Origin of the sequence: Roseivirga sp. E12, from assembly GCF_017592825.1 — a bacterium.
Classification (GTDB): Bacteria; Bacteroidota; Bacteroidia; order Cytophagales; family Cyclobacteriaceae; genus Roseivirga.
Genome location: NZ_JAGFMD010000008.1, coordinates 176,119 through 198,202, shown reverse-complemented (window position 1 = coordinate 198,202; position 22,084 = coordinate 176,119). Strand labels below are relative to the sequence as shown.

Here is a 22,084-nt window from a genome sequence, read left to right as displayed (position 1 = left end):
TACATTTACATCATGAGTTTCTTCGATAGTATAGTAGATAAGCTTTTTAATAAGCAAAGCCCAAAAACGGCTTTTATTCATGAAGTACTCAAAAGGTCAAACCAAGAAGTTAAGGCCTACGAAAAGTGGAAAGGAACCGAACAGGCAGGTAGTCTAATGGCAGATATTGAGCGCGGCTATTTTATGAAGAAACAAGGCATAGTTTCAGCTGTAGAAGTTCACTTGTTAGACTCTCAATACTCCAATGGCTTTGCCATCAGTTTCAATGATCAGTTTAGCAAGGAAAGCTTTAATCATGTCTTTGACTTTCTGAAAGAGAGAGGTCTTGAGCAAGGCTATAAGCTATCGCAAGGTGATCGAAGAGTGTTGGATAAGGAAACCTATGAAGAGACCATCGAGAAGTGGTACCTGAAGCCGCAGGCAGAAGTTTTAGCCGGGCTAAGTGATCAGAAGTTTGGGAATATTTTAATTGAGAAAAACGAGATAGACCGAAAACCCAGTTACATAAAACTAATGGCTAACGTCTATCAGGATAGATTATATACAAAAGCGAAACCATTTTCAGAATTAATAGAACAGCTGTTCAAACCCATAGAAATATGAAAAGATTAATCCTATTAGCCTTTATTTCTTGCTTGGCCTTGGCCCAAACGCAAGAAGCTTCAGCACAAGTTTTTTCAACTAAGCTTAAGATCACAGTGCTCGATGATCTGGGAAATGTGGTCAAAGACGCAAGAGTAACCCTCTATGCGAGCGAGGCAGACTACAACAAAGAAGTGAACCCCGTGCAGCCTTATAAGCTTACCGATAGTAAGGGTAGAGTGACCTTCAAAAACTTGGATACAAAGTCCTACTATGTAATTGTGCGTAAAGGTGACATGGACAATTCGGAGGGCGGAGAGATCATTAGTGAATTGTCGAAGGGCAAGGTGAACAAAGCTAATGTTGTGATTTCGGATGGAGTCTGAAGAAAGGCGACTGCTAACACAAAATTTGGAAGATTATCAGAGTTCTTACGAAGCAGAGATGCTTTTTCGCAAGCAAATGATTGACTTGCTTAAGTATAAAAACTGTTTTGAAAGGAGTCTCTTACATGCCCACTTTACAGCTTCGACATGGGTCGTTGATGCAGGTTTTGAATATGCGCTTTTGACACATCATGCCAAACTCGACAGATGGCTTCAGTTAGGAGGGCATGCCGATGGTGAAGAAAACCTGCGCATTGTTGCAGAAACAGAATTGAGTGAAGAGTCTGGTTTAAAGAAGACCAGATTCTATTCTGAAAAGATTTTTGACATTGATATTCACACGATTCCTGAAAGAAAAGAGGTTCCTGAACATGATCATTATGACGTAAGGTTTTTGTTTGTGGGAGATATGGAAGAAACCATTCAAAAGAATCATGAATCGAAGGATGTCGCTTGGAAGTCTTTTAAGGAAATACCGACTTTATGCAATGGCAACGACTCTATTTTGAGAATGATTGAAAAATGTGAAACAATAAGGAGAAAAATGTGATTGGGAGGATGATACCTTAGCACATTCGTTCGTTATATTTAGACTTATGAGTAACCTAAAGCTGCAGAACTACTTACTGATTACAGTTCTCTTCTATGTCCTTTTTGCAATAACTTGGAGTTTCATTCCCGCACATGAAGAGGTTGCTATTGCTCAAATCATCGAAAATGATAAGTCTGAAATCGAAGGTAGAGAAGACAGGCAATCTCGCAGTGAGTATGAACGTCAACTATTAGCAAACCCCACTACAGGCCAAATACCGGAAGGAATAAGAGCCAAAGAGCTGAGTTTTGCAGCGAAAAACTATCGGACTCAATTATTGAATGATCAGCGTCTTCAAAGAAGCGGCAGTAACAGTGGTAGTGCTATTCAAGCGCTGAACTGGAGCCAAGTAGGGCCTAACAATTTTGGGGGACGTAGTAGGGCTGTAGTAATGGACGTTCGGGACGAGAATCTTATGATTGCTGGAGGAGTGTCGGGAGGCTCGTGGCGGTCGATAGATCAAGGACAAAACTGGACAAGAACCTCTCTAGCCGATGATATTCAAAGTGTGACGGCCATAACCCAAAACATTAAAGCTGGGCAGGAAGATATTTGGTACTATGGAACAGGTGAGCTAGTGGGTAATTCTACCCGAGCACCAGGAGCGCCATTCAGAGGTAATGGTATCTTCAAATCGACAGATAATGGTATCTCATGGAGGCCACTGACTTCTACACAATCAAACTCCCCAGGATTATTCAATTCACCTTTTCAATATGTCTGGGACATTACGACAAATCCTAACGGAACGGATGATGAGGTCATCGCGGCCGTTTATGGAGGCATCGTACGATCGGTAGACGGTGGACAGAATTGGACGACTGTACTAGGAAATGATTTGTTGAATTTCCCTGCCAATGGAGATCTGAATGACGTGACGGCTGTTTTCTATACTGACGTCCATCGTACAGCGAATAATGTGCTGATTGCCTCATTGAGTAGTGTTACGAATGTGGCAACAGTCGGGTCTCCTCAAGCCGGAGTGTACTCTTCTACAGATGGTCAAAACTGGACCTTGCTCCGCAACTTTGCGAATACAAATTCGAGAAGGATTGAAATTGGTTCATCGCCTTCTAATCCTGACATCCTTTATTTCATCATAGATCAAGGATCTGATTATGGGCTCTTTAGGTACACCATGTCGACAAGTCAATTGATCAACTTGTCGACCAATGTTCCTGATGGTAGCAACAATATTGAGGCGTATGACTCTCAAGGGTCTTACGATATGTTTGTATCTGTTCATCCAACAGATCCAAATGTAGTTTTCTTGGGAGGAACAAATATTTATCGATCGACCGATGCCTTTTCAACAAGTAATAATATTACCTGGATAGGCGGCTACGATCCTGCAGAGAATGGCGCCAGAATCTATCCTAATCATCATCCCGATCAGCATGGAGTTATCTTTTCTCCTTCTAATCCCGATCGGATGTTTTCATTTAACGATGGAGGTATTTTCGTCACTGAAGACAGCCGGGCGAACGAAGTTTCTTATGCCTCCTTGAACAATGGGTTTGTAACAACGCAGTTTTATACGGGTATTTTTAGTCAGTATCCACCAGACGATTTTGTGATCGGAGGTACTCAGGACAATGGAAGTATATTGACAACGAATACCGCTGTCAATGGAGCGGATAATGGCACTAGAGTTTTGGGAGGTGATGGTGCATTTGCTGCCACAACACCTATTGGCGTATTCTACTATATGTCATTTCAGAATTCCAGAATTTTCAGACTTGGTCTGGACCAGAATTTCGATATAACTTCATTTGCACGAGTGGATCCAACAGGTGGAGGTACTGATCCATCACAGCCTTATCAGTTTATTAATCCCTATACCTTAGACCCTAATAATGCCAATCGCATGTATTTGGCAGGAGGTGATTTCCTTTGGAGAAATAGGAACCTGTCTCAGATATTGACAGGATCGCAAAGTACTACCACTACCAACTGGTCACGATTGGATAAAACCGAGCTTTCTGATGGAACCATCACAGCAGTACAAGTATCAACTACACCAAAGAATATCGTCTATTATGGCACATCGACTGGTCGATTGTTTAAGGTCACTGATGCGAGCACTGAGGTGTATGAGGTAGAAGACATTACAGGAACTCTGTTTCCTGTAGATGGATACATCAGGTCCATTGCAGTTGATCCTCTTAATGCTGATGAGTTATTAGTCTCATTCTCAAACTACGGTATACCGAGTGTTTTTAGGTCGACCAATGGTGGTCAAAGCTTTGAGGATGTATCAGGAACTTTAGAAGAGAATCCTTCTGGAGAAGGAAATGGTCCTTCTGTAAGGTGGGTAACAATCGTTCCACTTGACGATGGATCTAAGTTATATATGGCTGCAACAAGTACAGGTTTGTACAGCACAGGCATAATGAATGGACAGTCGACCAATTGGTTGATAGAGTCTGCTGAAGGTATTGGTAATGCAGTGGTCAACATGATTGATTACCGCAGAGTAGATGGGAAAATCGTTGCAGCTACCCATGGTAGAGGAATGTTTACTTCGCAAATTGGAAATGTTGAGCCACCGGAACCGATCAGCGGTTCGGATAATTTCGAAATTAGCACTGTCTTTCCCAATCCTTTCAGCGACCTCGTTACGGTAAGGGTAAACCTTCCGGAAACTAACTTTGTACTGATAAGGATTTATGATTCATCAGGTAATCAAATTCGTACAATTTCGAGTGGTTTGGGCTTTATTGGGGAGAATGAGTTCTTTTGGGATGGCACAAATACTTTGGGTAATCCTGTTCCAGATGGTATATATCTTATCAGGATCACTCACTTAAGAGAAAATACTGTAAGACGGGTTATTCTAACAAGACAATAACCCTTTCAGGTCTAGTAAGCTTGCTTTATCTTTGCACGCTTAACGCAGATCGATGCAAAAAAAATTAAGCCTTCAATTCTTAGTGATTTTAACAATGCTTGTTTTGGGATGTTCTCCTTCAGAGGAAGAACTGCTCACCCAAGGCAGGTCTTTTATGGATGAGAATAACTATGCTCAGGCCATCAAGACTTTTAACCAGTTGTTGGACAAGAACCCAGGAAATTATTCAGCCTTGAACGCAAAAGGTGTGGCACTACTTAGGCTGGGTCAACTAGATGAGGCTATCGCTACTTTTGGAAATGCGATTAATGCGGATACCACAAATTATAGGGCGTTCTTTAACAGGGGCAATGCCTTCCGACTGCTAGGTAAGGACAATGAGGCGATGCTTGACTATGATTATGTGATCAACATTCAACCTGACGTTACTGACGCTTATATCAACAGGGGAGCTATTCTTTTCAAGTATCAAGAGTTCGATAGAGCCCTGTTCGATTTTCAATTCGCACTTCAGATTGAACCAAACAATGCCTTGCTCTACCTTAACAAAGGAAAAGCAGAATTGAGAATTAATAACCCTGAAGACGCGATCTATGACTTAAAGAAGGCCATTGAAATGCAGCCCGAATATGGAGAGGCCTTTTATTGGTTAGGTCTGGCCGAATTAGCACAAGATAATAAGGCACAGGGTTGTGAATATCTCTTCAGTGCCCAGACTTTCAGTTTTGAAGGAGCCAGCGAGGCCATCGGGCAGAACTGTGTTCAATAATGGCTGAAATTGGTCATGATATTAACCACGCGAAGGAGGTCCTCGAATCAGGGGGCTTAGTGGCAATCCCTACAGAGACGGTTTATGGTCTTGCAGGAAATGCCTTAGACAGTGCTGTGGTGACCAATATATTCAATGCTAAAAAGCGTCCATCATTCGATCCACTGATTGTTCATGTTTCCAGCTTAGATCAGGCGAAAGAATTTGTACTAGAAGTCCCAAAAGAAGCCGAAGCGCTGGCGTCTCGCTTTTGGCCAGGACCTTTAACCATTCTGTTAAAAAGAAAGTCGTCTATTCCAGATATTGTGACCTCTGGATTAGATACAGTTGCGATTCGAGTGCCCGCGCATGGCTTGACTCATCAGTTGTTAAAGTCGCTCGATTTTCCTTTGGCAGCACCAAGTGCTAATCCATTCGGCTACGTCAGTCCGACCACTGCAAGCCATGTGGATCAACAGCTTGGTCATGAGGTGGACTACATCCTTGATGGGGGCCCCTGTTCTGTAGGGATAGAATCGACTATCGTTAGCTTCGAATCAGAGATGCCAAAAGTCTTAAGGTTGGGAGGACTGTCGGTCGAAGACATCGAGGAGGTGATAGGAGAGGTAGAAGTCAATATTCATTCGAGTTCTAAACCCGATGCACCCGGCATGCTAAAAAGTCACTATGCTCCAAAGACAGAAATTGTTATTTCGGATGACTTGAACCCTGAGTTTAGAAAGGGTACTAAGGGAATGGGAGCATTAGTGTTTGATGAGTACTTTGATGGGATAAGTCTTGAAAACCAATTTGTACTGTCAGAAACTGGTGATATGAACGAAGCGGCCAGCCGCCTTTTTACCGGTTTAAGAACCCTTGATCAAAGACCAGACATTACAACTATAGTAACCAAATTTGTACCTAATATTGGCTTGGGAAGAGCCATTAACGATAGAATCAAACGCGCAACCGCAAAAGAATAAATAATGAAGAACATCAACGATTTCGATTTCAAAGGAAAAAGGGCACTAATCAGAGTAGACTTTAACGTTCCCTTGAATGATAGCTTTGAAATTACCGACTTTACTAGAATTAAGGCGGCTACACCTACTATTAAGAGAATACTTTCTGACGGAGGCGCTGTTGTATTGATGTCACATTTGGGTAGACCAAAAGAAGGCCCTGAGCATAAGTTTTCATTGCAGCACCTAGTGTCACACTTATCGGAAGTATTCGGTACTGAAGTGAAGTTTGCGGATGATTGTATAGGATCAGCAGGCAAGGAAGTTTCCTCCAACTTAAAAGGTGGTGAAGTCCTCCTTTTGGAAAATCTAAGGTTCTACAAAGAAGAGACCAAAGGTGATGCGGACTTTGCCAAGTCGCTTGCAGATCACGGTGATATCTATATCAATGATGCCTTTGGAACAGCGCATAGAGCACACGCTTCTACATCTATCATTGCGCAGTTTTTCGAAGACAAAGGATGTGGCTATGTAATGCAAGCCGAAATTGAGAATGCTCAAAAAGTCCTTGAGTCAGGAGAAAGGCCATTAACTGCCATTATGGGAGGGGCTAAAATCTCGGATAAAATATTGATTATTGAGCAGTTGCTCGAAAGAGTTGACAACCTCATTATTGGTGGTGGAATGTCATATACTTTCTTCAAAGCCATGGGAGGAAGTATTGGAAACTCACTGGTAGAAGAGGATAAACTTGATCTCGCTTTGACCTTGATTAAAAAGGCGAAGGAATTGGGTGTGAACCTCGAATTGCCGATTGATTCTGTTGTTGCTGATAACTTTAGCAATGAAGCCAATACGGCTATTAGCATGAACAATGCAATAGAAGAGGGCTGGATGGGTCTCGATATTGGACCACAGGCTGCGGAGGTTTTCTCAAGAGTGGTAAAGGAATCAAAAACCATACTTTGGAATGGGCCAATGGGGGTTTTCGAAATGGAGAATTTCGCCAATGGTACCAAGGCGGTTGCGGAAGCTATTGTAGAGGCTACCAATAATGGAGGTTTCTCTTTAATTGGCGGAGGTGATTCTGCAGCGGCTGTTAACCAGCTAGGTTATGGTAATGATGTCTCTTATGTATCAACTGGAGGAGGAGCTCTTCTCGAATACATGGAAGGCAAAGTACTGCCTGGCGTTGCAGCATTAGAGGATTAGAGCGTCCAGTAATCTTAAAAAACAAAAGGCAAGTTCTTATGAACTTGCCTTTTGTTTTGGTTAAACTTCTTTAGCGAACGACCGTTATCGCCCCTGATTGCTCGAAGGTGCCTCGCTCAGGCTCGAAACGTGAGGTGAATCGCATGACGTAAGGATAAGTGCCTAAAGGCACAAGCTCTCCATTGAAAACCCCATTCCACTGAAATTCCAGCGTAGTGCTTTGGAAAATCAGTTCACCCCATCTCGAGTAGATGAAGATCTCAAAATTGTCTACAAAGTCATTTGGTACTACTGAGAATACATTATTAGGTGGGTTGCTACTTGGAGCAAAGGCATTGGGAGCTACCACGCGAGGATCGCAACTTTCAATCACTCTTACCTCGTCAACCTGAACACAGCCAGTAGCGGTAGTCATGGTCACCTCGAAGACACCTGGCCCAGGTATTGTTAATGTCTGGCCTGCATTAGGGAATGGCACCCCATCGCGAGTCCACTCATAGGTTTCGAAGCCTCTACCTGCCAATAATATATCTTGCGTTGCTCGTGTCGGGCAATATAATCCAGTGTCAGGTAACAGTCCCGGAGGTACAGTCTGTCTTCTTATTTCAATACTCCGCTCAATAAAGCATATACCATCTGATATACGAACAGTATAACTCCCTTGACCATCCGGATCTGTTATGTTGATGGTAGGTCCACTTTGAGAAATGGCTTGCCCATCCCTCGTCCATGTAAAAGAGTTCGGGTTACCCGAGAGTACATCAACAGTCAAAGTAATGGTTGAACCATCGTCACAAGCTGGTGATGAAGATACTGTCGCTTGAATTTCTTCTGGGATAGTGACAACAATGCTCGCTGTTTCCGTACAGGTTAAATTGTCCGAAGGTCTAACAGTTACGTTGTATGTGCCACTTGCATCCACAGTGATGGTTCTAGTGTTCGCACCGTTGTCCCAATTGTAAACATAAGTTGTGCCCGCTTCTGGGTTGGTGACTTCGGCTTCGAGAGTGATTTGCCCTGTACAAACATCACCCACTTCATTAATTTGAATGATCGGCTGAATGGTCAAGTCAACAATCACTACCTCCGTCACATCGCAGCTTCCTGCTGCACTTGCTGTAACTGTATAAGTTCCGCTTTCAGGTGCATTTACATTGCCACCTGTAGCTGTGAAACCGTTAGGTCCAGTCCATGAGAAGGTAGCACCCCCAGTTGTAGAGGTGGCGGTGAGAGGTGCAGAAGTACCACAAATTTCAACAAAAGGATCGGTAGTCAGGTCGACAGGTGTTGGGGTATCGACCACAATTCCGGCTTGGAGTTGGGTGCATCCTCCTGCTACTACTGCCAAGTCATAAGTTCCGCCAGCTAGGCCAGTAATCTGAAAGTCAAATGTTGTCGTAGGAATTGCAGCGGCAGCACCACCGGTGACGCTCGTACCGTCAGTCGTGTTGGTCAAGGTGTAGGTAATCGGATATACATCAGCACTCAAGGTTACTGTTATATCACCTGTTGCATTCACACAGTCCGCGTTTGTGACGGCCACATTGCCGATTGTGAAACCGGCACCATCATTCTGGACTTCTATTCCTCCCAGTGTATTAGTACACCCACTACTATTATCGGTGATCAATACTGAGTATACATCAGGAGCTAGACCGGTGATTGTTTCTGTGCCAGGGCCCGTAAAATTGCTGCCTTGAGCCACATTGCCTGAGGCGTTTCCAGTTACAACATAAGAGTAATTACCAGAAGTGGTGATGGTAAATTCGAAACTACCATCGCTACTACCGCAGGTAGCGTTGACCACAGTGCCTAAGGTAGCTTGTGCCAATGGGTTGACAGTAACTCTGGTAGAGTCATTGACAAAACAGCCGAGTGTTATGGGGTCTTCTATTGAAACTACATAGGTGTAAAGTCCCGGTACGCTGGAATCAACCGTGGCCCGCCTATCATTGGCAAGAGGTCCTGTAATACTCCCGTCAGGGTTAATAACCGACCAGATATAGTTGTTGGCTGTGACGTTTGAATCTAAAATCAGTTCTTCATCCTGACATATGATCGCATCGTCAGGAAGGGCAATTTCAAAAGGCGGCCCAGCAAATATCTCTGCGGAACTACTACAGCCTGCAATATTGGTAATGGTGACGGTATAGATTTCGGGTTGCGTCACTAGAAAATTCCTGGTCGTACTGACCACTGCTCCCTGGCTATTAGTCCATTCGAAAATCAGGTTGGGGTCATCAGGCTGTCCCATGATGGCATCTAGGGGTGCAGTATCTCCCTCACAAACAGAAAGTGCTTGAGGTACTGTTGGCGGAGCGGGTATGTCGAGTACCTGTATCTCTTGAACAATGGTCGTGTCAAAACCACATCGATTGAAAATATTTACGGAGATATTGAAAAGTCCTGATTGTCCCTGTGGGAATGTATAAGCCGTGTCCATTCCAGCTGCACTAAACACGGTACTATTATCGGCTTGGTTGGTAATGGACCATAGGAACTCATCAATATCCGAAGTGCCTGAACTTGTCATTACAATTCGTTCATCCACACAAGTTAAATCTGGTGCAGACATAGATGGATCCATCTGCGGATTGGCGCTATTCTGAACAAAGTTGGGCAAGCCAAGTCTGGAATTTCCCGTAGTCAAAAGGACCGCTTGAGGATTTAGTGGAGAAACAAACAGGGTGTCGTCTACTGCTGAAATAGAACTTACAAATGCAGAACCAGACGGATTACCTGGTGTTTCTACTGCCATATAGATTTGTCCATCGGGACCTGTTTGCATTTGCCCGAAATTGACATTCATATTTAAACCATCTGAGATATCTGTTTTAGAAGCCAATCTTGTAGCAGGAGTAGAAAGACTGTCGACCCTGTATTCCAGCACTCTGCCTCCAGGTGTGCCAGTATTTCGATTGTTCATCGTGACAAACAGTTTGACACCCGCTTGAGAAAAATGGGCATCATAAACCTGGTCGTTTCCGCCACCGCCTTCGTTCAGGTCAATCCGATACTCGAAATCAACGATTTCCCCTAGAATAGGATCAAAATCGAAGAGTTCTACATAGTCTTCAGTACCCTCTATCAATGTCACAGCAACACGTTCCCCGTCTTCAGAAAACTTCATGCCCGCTTGACCGCTCAGTGGGTCGTTGAAAGAGTGGACAGCACCCGCAGACGATATAATTGGAGGCCCAATTCCCGCTGCAGTAATGGGGTATGTTCGGAACGTATTATTTCCATATTCATGAGCCAATAGCCAATGACCACCTCCACCTTCTAAAGCAACAATCTTTTCTGTACTTCTGGTAAATAGGACAATATCCTTCATGACAACATCTCCTCGACCGTTGTCTTCTTTCATGTCTACTACACTGTACTTTACCTCGAATGTATTATCACCATAAACCTGTTGGGTAGTAAAGAGGTAGTACATCGTTTCGTCATCAATAAAAGGAACGATAATAACTGCTTGGGCAGAGGTACTATCTCCGCCTAACTCTGTACCATTGGGCATTACGTCATTTTCACGATTCCAGGTTCTGGAACCATTAGAGTAGAACAAAACATCGCCATTGGCATCTGATATTGTAGAGGTACCGGCAGGGGCATTCATCGCATGCGCTGTTGTAATACTTCTGGGGGGAGGGTCCAGGCCATCCTCTTCATTGAAATCAATTCCTGCACCATCTCCGAAATACCAGATATTGGCTGTGGTGCTTTCATCGGCATATACATCCACTTGGGCTTCGGCATAGATAGGACAGCCGGTAGTAGGCGTAATAACTACCCAGTAGTCACCAGCTTCCGAAACATTAATGGTTGAACTTGTTTCTCCTGTACTCCAGAGGTATTCAAATGGTCCGCCACTGGCACCTCCTTGTTGACCTTGTCCACCTTGCTCAGGTTCAGCATCCAATTCTAAGGTCTCGCCTTCACAAATTGTGGTATCAGGTAAGGAGACTTGGAGGTCATTCTCCATAATTTGCCTCATTACCGTATTGGATCGAATAGTTTGGCCATTAATAGTCACCGACAAAGTGGCTGATAGTAGTCCTGCCTCTTCAAAACTCATGATTGGAGCATGCTCACCAGAAGTCAATCCAAAGGACTGGAAATCCCAAAAATAAGATGTAGGTATGGCTGTGGAGGGCTCGATCAGGGGGAAGAACTGAACAGGGTTGTTCATGCATAAATCTCCATCCTGAAGAACTATACTCACTGTCGGCATAATGAGAGCCTCTGGAATAAACTGACTGAAGTAGTCAGAATTGACATCAGTGCCATTAAAGAGAGCACTCTCATAATCGATCAAAGCAATTGCGCTGTCCGGTTCATTTACTTTAGCCATGAAACGACTACCGCCTGGAGTATCTCTGTAGATGTGGTATATGGTACTATCTGGTGCTAGTAATAAACTGAGGCTTTCTTCAATAGGCGTATTGAATACTGTATCCAAAGGGGCATCATCTCTGATGTCGTGCATATCAAACCGATAGACATTACCATTCGTTGCTGTATTTCTACTAAAGTAGAGGTAATGTCCTGTCGCAGACCAACCTGCCGAACCTCCAAAGGTATTGCCGGGGATGAAGGTATTGAGTAAGGTTCTTTCGAAGTCGAGGGACTGACCGGTTTCAGTGAATCTGATTATCTGAATATTTGAATTGTTGGAGGGGACGATAGCAATTTGGCCACTTAATTGATGGTGTGAAAAATGAAGTGCTTCAATCGGATTTGCCAATGTTAAGTTATCCACCATTGTGAATGTGCCATTTGGCTCGGGAATACTGTGTATCTCAATATCTCCATTGCTTGAATTCTGAGAGATCAACCAAAACTGGGTCATATCACGCGATCCAATAGTTATCATTCCATTACCTCTAGAGGTAATGCCAGATGCAATATTCCGACCGATATTAATGACCTCACCAGCAGGAGGCCCTGTAGCTCTGTTGCCTTGGACACTTCTGTCTACCACCGTGTACCTAATCTCACCCGCGGCATTTTTATGGAACAAGTAAAATAGGTTCTCATTCCCTGCACCAGGAACAGGGCTCGTACTCATTGCCTGAATGCCATTTAGATCCGTTAAGATGCCGCTACCATTTTGCATTACTTGGTTTGTAGCATCATAGATATTGATACCATCAGAGTAGAAAATGAGATCACCTGAAGTAGGATCTGTCGCGGTTACTTTTTCTCCGATGTTGTTCTGAGGGACTTTTCCAGGGCTTAAGGTCGCCCTTGCTGTTTGTCCTTTACCGAAGATCAGGGCTTGATCGTTACCAGAAAAATACCAGTTATTACGGGTAAAATCTTGACTCCTAGCACTAACGGAGACAAGAATACCAATGAGTAGTAGTACAACCTTTAGCTTTCTGTGCACGATAATTCTTTCTTTCTGGTAAACACCAAGGTAAATAGATACCCTTATTACGCGTTTGGCTCAGTTTTTATTATATTCAACGCCTTATATAAGAAGCCCTAAGATAACGGAAAACTTCTTTGAGGAAACGTTGTCATAATAAATAGATTCTTCAATTTTTGCGAAGGAAATATTATAGTGCAAGGGTCGTTAGGGGTTTAATTGTTTTAAAGAATAGATGAAGAGAATTTGTACACTGCTGATCGGTCTTTTCGCTCTTTGTGCTTCTATGGAGCTAAAAGCGCAAGACCCTCAATTTTCTCAGTTCTATGCTGCTCCTTTGTACATTAACCCAGCCTTCACAGGAGCCTCACAATTCACAAGATTTGGAGTGAACTACAGAAGTCAGTGGCCTAACCTAGATGCTTCTTTTGAAACCTTCTCTTTTTATGCCGACCACTTTATAGAAAAGTATAACAGTGGAATAGGACTCATTTTAACCACTGACCGAGAAGGAACAGAGGGTTTAAGGTCAACAAGCATTGGGTTTAGCTATGCTTATCAACTACAGCTTGGAGAAAACCTGATGTTTAGACCGGGTATTCAGTACAGTTTGTTTAATAGGAGTGCAGGCTTTCAAGACTTGGTTTTCGCTAACCAAATAGACCCAGTTAGTGGTGATATCGATCCAACAATTACTGACCCATCCATCATTGGTCAGGACTTACAGGTAAGTTTTGGTGATATAAGTGTAGGGGGTATGTTTTATTCCAGAAACCTATTCTTAGGGGCATCAATCCAGCATATTACTGAGCCCAATCAGTCTTTAATTGATAACGGAGATAGCCCTTTACCACAAAGATTCACTGTTCATGGGGGGTATAAGATATCCCTTGGTAGAGGCCCACTGAGAAAAGACCTTACTTATACCTATGCCGAAAGAAGCATAACACCAGTTTTCCAATACAAGTCGCAAGGGCCATTTACACAACTCGATATTGGAGCTTTTATACACTTAGAGCCCATCAACTTTGGCATTCAATACAGAGGTGTACCTTTCAATAAGTTTGAAAACTTCCCTAACAATGAAGCCTTGATCTTTACGCTAGGTGTGACAACCAATAACTTCAATATTGGTTATAGTTTTGACTATACGCTCTCTGATCTGTCTATTGACGCAGGCGGAGCGCATGAATTCTCTTTGTCGTATGTCTTAGACTTCAGTAAGCCACAAATTACACCTAGAAGTAGGTGGAGAATACCTTGCCCTAAAAATTAGAATCATGTCTCCAGACCAATTACTGTACCTGATAATTGGTATCGTAGTCCTTGATTATATCTTCGATCAAGTCCTTGATTTTATTAACCAGAAGCATAGCAAAGCTGAGATTCCCGAAAAGCTCAAAGGTATTTATAAGGAAGATGAATATGCTAGGTCGCAGGCCTATCAAAAAGTTCGTTCTCGTTTTGGGTTTTGGACTTCAGCCTTTAGCACGCTGATCACTTTAGGTATATTGTATTTCGGAGGTTTTGGATATTTAGATGCCATATTGACTCCTTATATCACTGATCCTATTTTGAAGTCGTTGGCCTTTTTTGGCGTGCTGTTCGTACTTTCTGACCTTATTAACTTGCCCTTCTCTTATTACTCCACTTTTGTGATTGAAGAACGATTTGGATTCAATAAGATGACCTTAAAGATTTTTGTCACTGACAAACTGAAAGGTTATCTGCTAGCCATTATTCTTGGAGGTGTTTTGGGTTATGCGCTGATGTGGATAGTGACCGAACTAGGACAAGATTTTTGGATATACGCCCTCGTATTGATTACTGCATTCATCCTCTTTATGAATCTCTTTTATACCTCACTGATTCTTCCGCTTTTCAATAAACTGACTCCTTTGGAGGACGGTGAACTGAAAGACAGTATCAATGCATATGCGAAAAAGGTAGCCTTTCCATTGGATAATATTTTCGTCATTGATGGCTCTAAAAGATCGAGCAAAGCGAATGCTTTCTTTTCTGGTTTGGGTAAGAAGAAAAAGATTGTGCTTTATGACACCTTGATCAATGATCATTCAAAAGAAGAACTGGTAGCCGTCTTAGCGCATGAGGTAGGACATTTCAAGAAGAAGCACATCATCACTGGGTTGGCATTGAGCATATTTCAAATGGGCATTACCTTCTATATTATGTCTCTTCTTATATTCAATAGTGACCTGTCCATGGCCTTAGGTGCTGAAGAGCTTTCAATTCACATCAACTTTATAGCCTTTGGATTATTGTATACACCAATTTCCAGATTGACGGGACTTTTAATGAATATGCTAAGCAGAAAGAACGAGTATGAGGCTGACGCCTTTGCGGCAAATACGTATGAAGCTAAGCCATTAATGGAAGCCTTGAAAAGACTTTCAGTCTCCTCTCTCAGCAATTTAACGCCACACCCTTTATATGTGAAGGTTAACTATTCACATCCAACCCTGTTGCAGCGACTCGAAGCGATGGAGCGCTTATAAGAAATCAATATCAATATTGGCTTGGTGACGCATTAGAAAATTCACACCATTTTCAGGCGTCATGTCTCCAAATAGAATTTTGTAAAGTGTTTCCGTAATCAGTGGTTTTATTCCTTGGCTATCGGCAAGCTGTTTGATGATTTTTATGGTGTTCAGGCCTTCAGCAACCTCATCCATTTCCTCGAGTGCTTGATCCAATGTTTTGCCCTGAGCGATTTTATAACCCAGCGTAAAATTTCTACTATTTGTACTGGTAGTAGTTGCTACTAGGTCTCCAATTCCGGCTAGGCCGATAAAAGAAGATATTTCACCACCTAGCGCCTGACCTAGGTAGATCATTTCTACCAAACCTCTGCTAACTAAGAGTCCTCGTGAATTTTCACCCATGCCTAGGCCTGACAGGATACCTGAAGCGATGGCGATAATATTCTTTAGAATGCCGCATAGCTCAACACCTCTTAGGTCGGCATTCCCATAAACTTGAAAGTTTTCAGATCTCAAGAGCGCTTTACCTTCCTGTATCACCTCGGTAAAAGGTGATGCAATCACAGTTGCAGCAGGGTGTCCTGTTGATAGTTCTGAAGCAAGATTAGGACCTGCCATACAACCGACACGTACAACGACAGTCTCCTTACGAATGATTTCGCTCATTGTTGAGACATGCTCTTTACCAAGTACGAAATTTGGGCCTTTGACCTCTGGGATTTGAAGATCCAAGCCCTTGGTGCCGTGGATCATCATGTGATAAGGTCGTAAATGAGGGGCCAACTGAAGGATTAGTTCTCTAAAGTTGGCAGAAGGGACAATTGGAAATATAACATTGCAGGCTTCTGCCACTTGTTTTAGATCATGAGTGACGGTGATGTCACTTGAAATTTGCTGTCCAGCAGATAATCTTGAGCTTTGAATTTCATCAGCGGTGGCCGGGTTCCGCGCATATAGCAAAACCTTGCTGTTCTTGGCTAGAATATTTGCCACGGCAGTACCAAAGCTACCTGCCCCTAAAACACCAACTATCTTATCAGACATACTTTTCGAGTTCATAGCCGTCAAGCCTGTTATGATAATAGAATAGCAAATTTAAGTCTTGCGTAGTAATGTCACCATTACGATTCCTGACCAATGGGCGCTTGGAATGATACATTCCTACGTTTTTTAACCCGTGTTTTATGATTTGATCAGGGTCTCCGGTCAAATACGGAGATACATTTAGTTTACCTTCATTATACAGACTATGGACCTTTCTCAAAACCTCTTCAAATGAGTTTCTAAACTCATCATATGAGATTATCAGGTCTTCTTCTGGCAACCTCAATAGGTTATAAAGGTCCAGTTTCTGAAATTTCTTTTTGATAATGACAAATGCTGTGAAGGCCACAAGGTGGCTAGCAAAAACTTTATTAATGCGATGGAATTCTTCAACAATACGCTCACTTAACATGCGCGTATATTCGTCCTCACGCTGTTCATTTTGTGAAATGACTTTGCCGTCTAAGGTGAAGTATTCCTGAGTGTCGATGACGCGATTATTCTTGTCATAACTTTCTCCCTGGTCATCCACATAATTGCCGAGCACATCCATGGCCCTTCCTATTGAGACTGAAATGTCCGATCCTTTGGTAAAGAACTTCACTAGGAAGGCAGAAATCTTATAAGACGTGGAATACTCATCATTTTCCACATAGTAGCGCTCCTGTCCCTGAAGCTTGAGGTATTGACGAATTAAACTCGGTGCCTCTAAAACAAAGTTATAATTAAGAGTAACTGGTACTACAAAGATTTTCTCGAGAGAGTCATGTTTGCCTTTTTGGTAATTGACGCGTTGCGCTTCAATAGCAGTGCTGAGTAATCCAAGTTTAAGGCGCTTCTCAATTTTACCCGATCTAGAACGGGTGCCCCCTGGAAAAAAGAGACTATGGCAGCCTCTTTGCATGGCTAAACTGGAATAAGACTTCAGAGTCTCTAGATATAGCATGTTCTTTTTCCTTCTATCGACTTTGTAAGCCCCCAGGCTATTCAGGAAGTAAGAAATAACTTTAATGTTGAATAGATTGAGGCCAGCACCATAGATGAAGGCCGGTAAGCCAAGGGCGTTGATTACCCAGCCAATTAATATGGAATCAAGATTACTAAAGTGTGTAGGGACCATGACAATGGTTCCCTTTTTTGCTAAGGTTCTAAGTTGATCTACTTCACCAGTGATATTGATTTTGTCCTGAAGTGTATATTGTGTACTGAAGATAGACCAAAAACCTCTGGCACGTGACGCATTCAGGAGTCGAGCAAAGCCAAAGGTTACTATCGATCTGGCCATACGATAGCGAGACTTTTTGAAGTTTCCAGCAATTTCACTGGCATAACGAGAGACAATCTCTTCGAGAATCTCATCTATCTTGAGATCTATTTCTTCATTGTCATCACTCTGGGATACCTCTAGTAGTTGTTCTTTTACCCGTTTAAGAAAATTCTCATCATCTTCTGGATCAACGGCCCATGGGTTTCTTTTGATCCTAAGGTTTTCTCTGAAAACGGTGGTTTCTAGCTCTTCAATGAGGGCATCTCGAGTAGGGGCTTGTTCTTTAATCCGTTTTATGCTTTCGGCAGCGACCTCCTCAATGAATTCATCTCGATTTTTGCTAAGTGCAACAACAGGCCACTCATTGATGCCGCCTCGCACAATGGGTTCGTATTTTTTCTTTACGTAGTCTGGTGAGATTGATTCCATCCAAATAGAATCTCAAAGATAATGGATTTAAAAAACGATTAACCCTATGTATTCTTCAAGAGGTCACAAATTAAGCTAATTTCTTTTTCCGTATTAAAGGTGTGAAGACAAATCCTTAGTCTTTCCGAACCTTCTTTGACTGTTGGACTAAGAATAGGGCGTATGTCGAAGCCCTCGTTTTGTAGTTTTTTTGCCACTGACTTTGTCTTTTCATTGCCGCCAATATGGACTGACTTTATTGCTGATGGACTGGCGAATTCTGGTAGTAGGGAATTGAATAGTTCAATTTTACTTTGAAGATTCAGAGATAGGCTTGGTTGAATTCTGAGCTGCTCGAAGGCCGATTGTACCGAAATCACTTCAAATGGACTGGGCGCAGTTGTGTAAATAAATGGTCTGCTGAAGTTGGTGATAAAATCTTTTAACCCTTGATCTCCAGCAATGCAGGCTCCATGTATACCCATGGCCTTTCCAAAGGTGTAGATAACTGCAAACACCTTGTTTTGGAGTCCCATTTCTGAGATTAAGCCTGACCCATGTTTACCAAAAACTCCGGTGCTATGTGCTTCGTCAACTATGACTTTTGCCTTATGGTCGTTGGCGAGCTTGATAATGCCTTCAAGCGGTGCAATGTCGCCATCCATTGAATAGACAGATTCACAGGCAATGAATATTTCGCCTTCGGCATCTCCAAGTTTCCTTTCTAAGTCCTTGAGATCGTTATGTTTGAATGATCGCCTGTGGGCCATGCTGAGCCGACAGCCATCTTTAATGCAAACGTGAGCATATTCATCGTAAATAATGGTATCTCCTCGCTGCGGCAATGCTGAAAAAAGTGCGAGGTTGGCTGTGTAGCCTGAATTAAAAAGGGTGGTCTGCTCAAACCCGAAGAGCCTGGCAAGTTCTTTTTCACAATTAGTCGTCAGCTCATTATTACCCGTAAGGAGCCTTGAACCAGTAGATCCGTTCGAATACTTATTTTTTGTATAACGATCAATCACAAGGTTTTTTAAGTCTTCAGATCGGGCCAGACCCAAGTAGTCATTGGAAGAAAAATCGACCATGCCAAGGGCACCTCTTCCCAAGGTTCTTAAACTCCCTTGTTCCTTTCGCTTAGTTAAAAGCGCTTCCAGTTTCGTTTTTTGACTCATTTCTAAAGTGAGGATCGTAATTGAAGTAAATTTTAATCATTTTTGCCCCAAGTCGTGAATATATGTATTTGAAGGGTTTTCTTCTTTTTCTTTCGCTTTTCTTATCTACTCAGTTGCTCTCCCAAGATGTTATCATGAATAGAGAATTTTCTATTACGAATGATAACGACTTTTATCTTTTGAATGATAGTGATAGGTACTATTCAAATGGATTGATATTCCATTATCGATGGAGCCCTGAGAGAATCTCGACCATAGATTCCACTAAAAGAATTCTCTCAGTAGGGGCTGCACATAGAATTTTTACTCCTCAAGATCTTCTACTCTTCGACTTCAATGATTATCATCGCCCTTATGCAGGCTTGTTGTCGAGTGAGTTCAGCTATTCGGAATACAAAACAAAGTCGACCAGAAGGTTACTAGGACTAGAAATTGGAGTGACAGGAAGTGCTTCTGGTGGGCAAGGCTTTCAGGAGTGGTACCACAATGCCGTAGGATTTCCCGCACCTAGAGGTTGGGAGTATCAGATACCAAGCGAATTTATAGTTAATCTCAAAGGAGCCCTTAATAGGCAATTCATTCTGAACCCAGGTAGCATAGATGTGATTTCAAGTACGGAGCTTTCCTTAGGAACTGGATTCACTCATGCGCTGCAACGGCTTGACCTTAGAATTGGAAAACTGCAAAGTCTTCGAAATTCGGCCTTTACCAACGCACTTATTGGACAAGGGAGTGATCAGACCCCACGCCACAATTACATTTTCTTGGGTTATGGTCTCCAATATGTAGCGCATAACATTACGATTGACGGCTCTATCTGGAACGATGATGCCGTACATACCGAAACTTCACAACCTTGGGTAAGGCACCTTAGGCTTGGCTTTGCCTCAAGTTCAAATAAGGCAACGTTTAAACTCACCTATAATTGGTCGAGTCCAGAAGTAAGCAATATTGGTAGACATGCCTACATATCCTTAGAACTGCTTCTAAGGTTTTCACCAAAAGGCTGAATGATGCAAGGTTTATTATTCGAAGCTAGTCGTTGAATCGATTTTACACTTATGTTTTTGGTGTTGGGTCATTACCTGTTAATATTGTAGCATCTAGTCCGAATGGCACTGAAACTGAAAGAAATACAAGCCCCAGTAGCTTCTGAAATGATCGAATTTGAGCAGAAATTCAGGTCGTTAATGAAAAGCAAAGTATTTCTGATTGATAAGATAATGAGCTACATCGTGAAGCGCAAAGGAAAGCAAATGCGCCCGATGTTCGTTTTTTTATCTTCTGGTCTTTGTGGTAACATATCAGAAAGGACCTACCGAGGAGCATCGCTAATTGAACTTCTGCATACCGCTAGTTTAGTTCATGACGATGTTGTCGATGATTCAAATTTTAGGAGGGGATTTTTCTCCATTAATGCACTTTGGAAGAATAAGATAGCTGTCTTGGTTGGCGACTATCTCTTGTCACGAGGATTACTTCTTTCAGTAGACCATGAAGATTATGACCTACTTAAGATTGTATCTGAAGCGGTGCGTGAGATGAGTGAGGGTGAGTTACTGCAAATGGCCAAAGCCAGAAGTCTTGATATCACAGAGGATCTTTATTACGAAGTTATCAGGCAGAAGACTGCATCATTGATAGCCTCTTGCTGTGCCGTGGGGGCGGCTTCAGCCGATAGAGATAAAGAGACGGTTATGAGAATGAAGGAGTTTGGTCTTCACGTAGGCATGGCTTTCCAAATCAAAGATGACTTGTTTGATTATGGCTCGCATGAAATTGGTAAGCCATTGGGTATCGACATTAAGGAGAAGAAAATGACCTTGCCTCTAATTTATGCGCTACAGCAATCTAGTGGTTCTGAAAAAAGGAGAATCAAGCGTATAGTGAAGAGCAATAGTCAAAACCAGAAAAAGATTCAGGAAGTAATAGATTATGTGAAGACTTCGGGAGGTATTGAATATGCCGAAACTGTAATGCATGACTATTATAATAAGTCAACCCAAATACTTAATGAATTCCCAGATTCTGATTACAAGACCTCCTTGGGGCAGTTGGTGAAGTTTACCATCGAACGATCAAAATAAGATAGACTGCTTTAAAAAAAGAACGCTCACTGGATTACAGCGAGCGCTTCAGACTAGTTTGTAGTTTAGTTGTATGAAAAGGAACAAACGTATGTTCGTACCGATTTCTAATATTAAGACAACCAGTTAGCCAAGTCACCTTACTCAATACTGATTATTTGTTCTATCTCTGTCCCAGAATCTGATTAGGGTACATACATAATGATTACCCATTTCCACTGTTCACTGACATTAGGCGAAGGCTGATAGAGGTATCGCCCAAACAATCCTCCCTGATTTAGAAAGATTTGTGTAAGGCTTAAGTGGTCAATTGCCTGCCATAGGGTTTCAAAAGATAAATTGTATGGCCCTTCAATGTCAAGAACACTCAGCTGACTAGGGTAACCAACAGGGCTCTCGAGTTCGAAAAAGTCATTAGGGGATAGTAAGACAGGGGTAAAAATTCGTGAAGTACCTTGTTCTGATAACTCTCCATCGAAAAGTTGGTCTCCCGTAGTGTTAAGTACGAGGCTCACAGCACCATTGAGGTCATTTGTTGGTTGAGTGATGCTTGCCGAAACGGGCAGTGATGTCAAAGTAGAGGACACTTTGGCAACATTCAACGTTGCTCCGAACTGAAGTTCGTTGCTGGAATAATCTACTATGTACATAGCAACTGCACCAACTTCGGTCGATACATCATCTGTAGCATCACAACCCGTGAAAAGGCAAGCAGAGATTAGAGTGAATAGGAATACTTTTTTCATAATTATAGGCTTGGTGCGAAACTAATCATTAAACGGATTTAGTGACCCATTTGGTCTGATATTCTTGTTTTCAGCCACTAGTTAGACACTGTAAGTCTGTAAAAGGATGGATTTTCTATTTGTCATGACACTTCACTCCACTTTCAAACATT

General features: G+C 42.4%; 16 protein-coding genes. 11 read left to right on the top strand and 5 right to left on the bottom strand.

Translation table 11 applies throughout. From position 1 onward, the window contains the following. Positions 1–12 precede the first annotated feature (12 nt). The 7 genes from J4E76_RS17095 to pgk are packed head-to-tail and all read left to right on the top strand — an operon-like array spanning position 13 to position 7,333. Complete coding sequence (locus J4E76_RS17095) at positions 13–603, top strand: hypothetical protein (RefSeq protein WP_208505999.1); 591 nt, start codon at positions 13–15, stop codon at positions 601–603. Continuing rightward, a complete protein-coding gene (locus tag J4E76_RS17090) occupies positions 600–968 on the top strand; it encodes a carboxypeptidase-like regulatory domain-containing protein (RefSeq protein ID WP_208505998.1) in 369 nt (122 codons plus the stop codon). The genes J4E76_RS17095 and J4E76_RS17090 overlap by 4 nt, the downstream gene beginning before the upstream one ends. A 25-nt stretch (positions 969–993) precedes the next feature. Beyond that, positions 994–1,518 carry an NUDIX hydrolase gene (locus tag J4E76_RS17085; RefSeq protein ID WP_236017527.1) on the top strand — a complete coding sequence of 175 codons (525 nt, stop codon included), beginning with the start codon at positions 994–996 and terminating at the stop codon, positions 1,516–1,518. 46 nt (positions 1,519–1,564) lie between these two features. Continuing rightward, a complete protein-coding gene (locus J4E76_RS17080; protein ID WP_208505996.1) occupies positions 1,565–4,411 on the top strand; it encodes a FlgD immunoglobulin-like domain containing protein in 2,847 nt (948 codons plus the stop codon). Positions 4,412–4,463: 52 nt separating this feature from the next. Then, positions 4,464–5,180: a tetratricopeptide repeat protein gene (locus J4E76_RS17075; protein WP_208505995.1), complete on the top strand. Its 717-nt coding sequence runs from the start codon at positions 4,464–4,466 to the stop codon at positions 5,178–5,180. Beyond that, complete coding sequence (locus J4E76_RS17070; protein ID WP_208505994.1) at positions 5,180–6,142, top strand: L-threonylcarbamoyladenylate synthase; 963 nt, start codon at positions 5,180–5,182, stop codon at positions 6,140–6,142. The genes J4E76_RS17075 and J4E76_RS17070 overlap by 1 nt, the downstream gene beginning before the upstream one ends. A gap of 3 nt (positions 6,143–6,145) precedes the next feature. Further along, the gene (gene pgk / locus J4E76_RS17065) at positions 6,146–7,333 is read left to right on the top strand and encodes a phosphoglycerate kinase (RefSeq protein WP_208505993.1); all 1,188 of its coding nucleotides are present in this window, start codon (positions 6,146–6,148) and stop codon (positions 7,331–7,333) included. Positions 7,334–7,403: 70 nt separating this feature from the next. On the opposite strand, the gene J4E76_RS17060 is transcribed toward pgk, so the two are convergent. Then, positions 7,404–12,725 carry a gliding motility-associated C-terminal domain-containing protein gene (locus J4E76_RS17060; RefSeq protein ID WP_208505992.1) on the bottom strand — a complete coding sequence of 1,774 codons (5,322 nt, stop codon included), beginning with the start codon at positions 12,723–12,725 and terminating at the stop codon, positions 7,404–7,406. A gap of 217 nt (positions 12,726–12,942) precedes the next feature. Between J4E76_RS17060 and J4E76_RS17055 the strand changes: the two genes are divergently transcribed. Together J4E76_RS17055 and J4E76_RS17050 are read left to right on the top strand one after the other, a co-directional pair. Next, on the top strand, positions 12,943–13,983 hold the full coding sequence (locus tag J4E76_RS17055) for a type IX secretion system membrane protein PorP/SprF (RefSeq protein ID WP_208505991.1): 1,041 nt from the start codon (positions 12,943–12,945) through the stop codon (positions 13,981–13,983). A 4-nt stretch (positions 13,984–13,987) separates the two neighbouring features. Then, entirely contained in the window at positions 13,988–15,223 is a 1,236-nt protein-coding gene (locus J4E76_RS17050) for a M48 family metallopeptidase (RefSeq protein ID WP_208505990.1), read from the top strand. Here the strand turns inward: J4E76_RS17050 and J4E76_RS17045 are convergent. The 3 genes from J4E76_RS17045 to J4E76_RS17035 are packed head-to-tail and all read right to left on the bottom strand — an operon-like array spanning position 15,218 to position 19,099. Continuing rightward, a complete protein-coding gene (locus tag J4E76_RS17045) occupies positions 15,218–16,252 on the bottom strand; it encodes an NAD(P)H-dependent glycerol-3-phosphate dehydrogenase (protein ID WP_236017526.1) in 1,035 nt (344 codons plus the stop codon). The two genes, J4E76_RS17050 and J4E76_RS17045, sit on opposite strands and share 6 nt — an antisense overlap. Then, a complete protein-coding gene (locus J4E76_RS17040; protein ID WP_208506056.1) occupies positions 16,245–17,939 on the bottom strand; it encodes a 1-acyl-sn-glycerol-3-phosphate acyltransferase in 1,695 nt (564 codons plus the stop codon). Before J4E76_RS17040 ends, J4E76_RS17045 begins: the two co-directional genes overlap by 8 nt. Positions 17,940–17,992: 53 nt before the next feature. Beyond that, the gene (locus tag J4E76_RS17035; protein ID WP_208505988.1) at positions 17,993–19,099 is read right to left on the bottom strand and encodes a pyridoxal phosphate-dependent aminotransferase family protein; all 1,107 of its coding nucleotides are present in this window, start codon (positions 19,097–19,099) and stop codon (positions 17,993–17,995) included. A 62-nt stretch (positions 19,100–19,161) separates the two neighbouring features. Here J4E76_RS17035 and J4E76_RS17030 point away from each other — a divergent pair, with 62 nt between their 5' ends. Together J4E76_RS17030 and J4E76_RS17025 are read left to right on the top strand one after the other, a co-directional pair. Then, entirely contained in the window at positions 19,162–20,109 is a 948-nt protein-coding gene (locus tag J4E76_RS17030; RefSeq protein ID WP_370592819.1) for a lipid A-modifier LpxR family protein, read from the top strand. A 102-nt stretch (positions 20,110–20,211) separates the two neighbouring features. After that, positions 20,212–21,186: a polyprenyl synthetase family protein gene (locus J4E76_RS17025; protein WP_208505986.1), complete on the top strand. Its 975-nt coding sequence runs from the start codon at positions 20,212–20,214 to the stop codon at positions 21,184–21,186. 185 nt (positions 21,187–21,371) lie between these two features. Here the strand turns inward: J4E76_RS17025 and J4E76_RS17020 are convergent, their stop codons facing one another. Next, entirely contained in the window at positions 21,372–21,932 is a 561-nt protein-coding gene (locus J4E76_RS17020; RefSeq protein WP_208505985.1) for a hypothetical protein, read from the bottom strand. Positions 21,933–22,084: the final 152 nt, after the last annotated feature.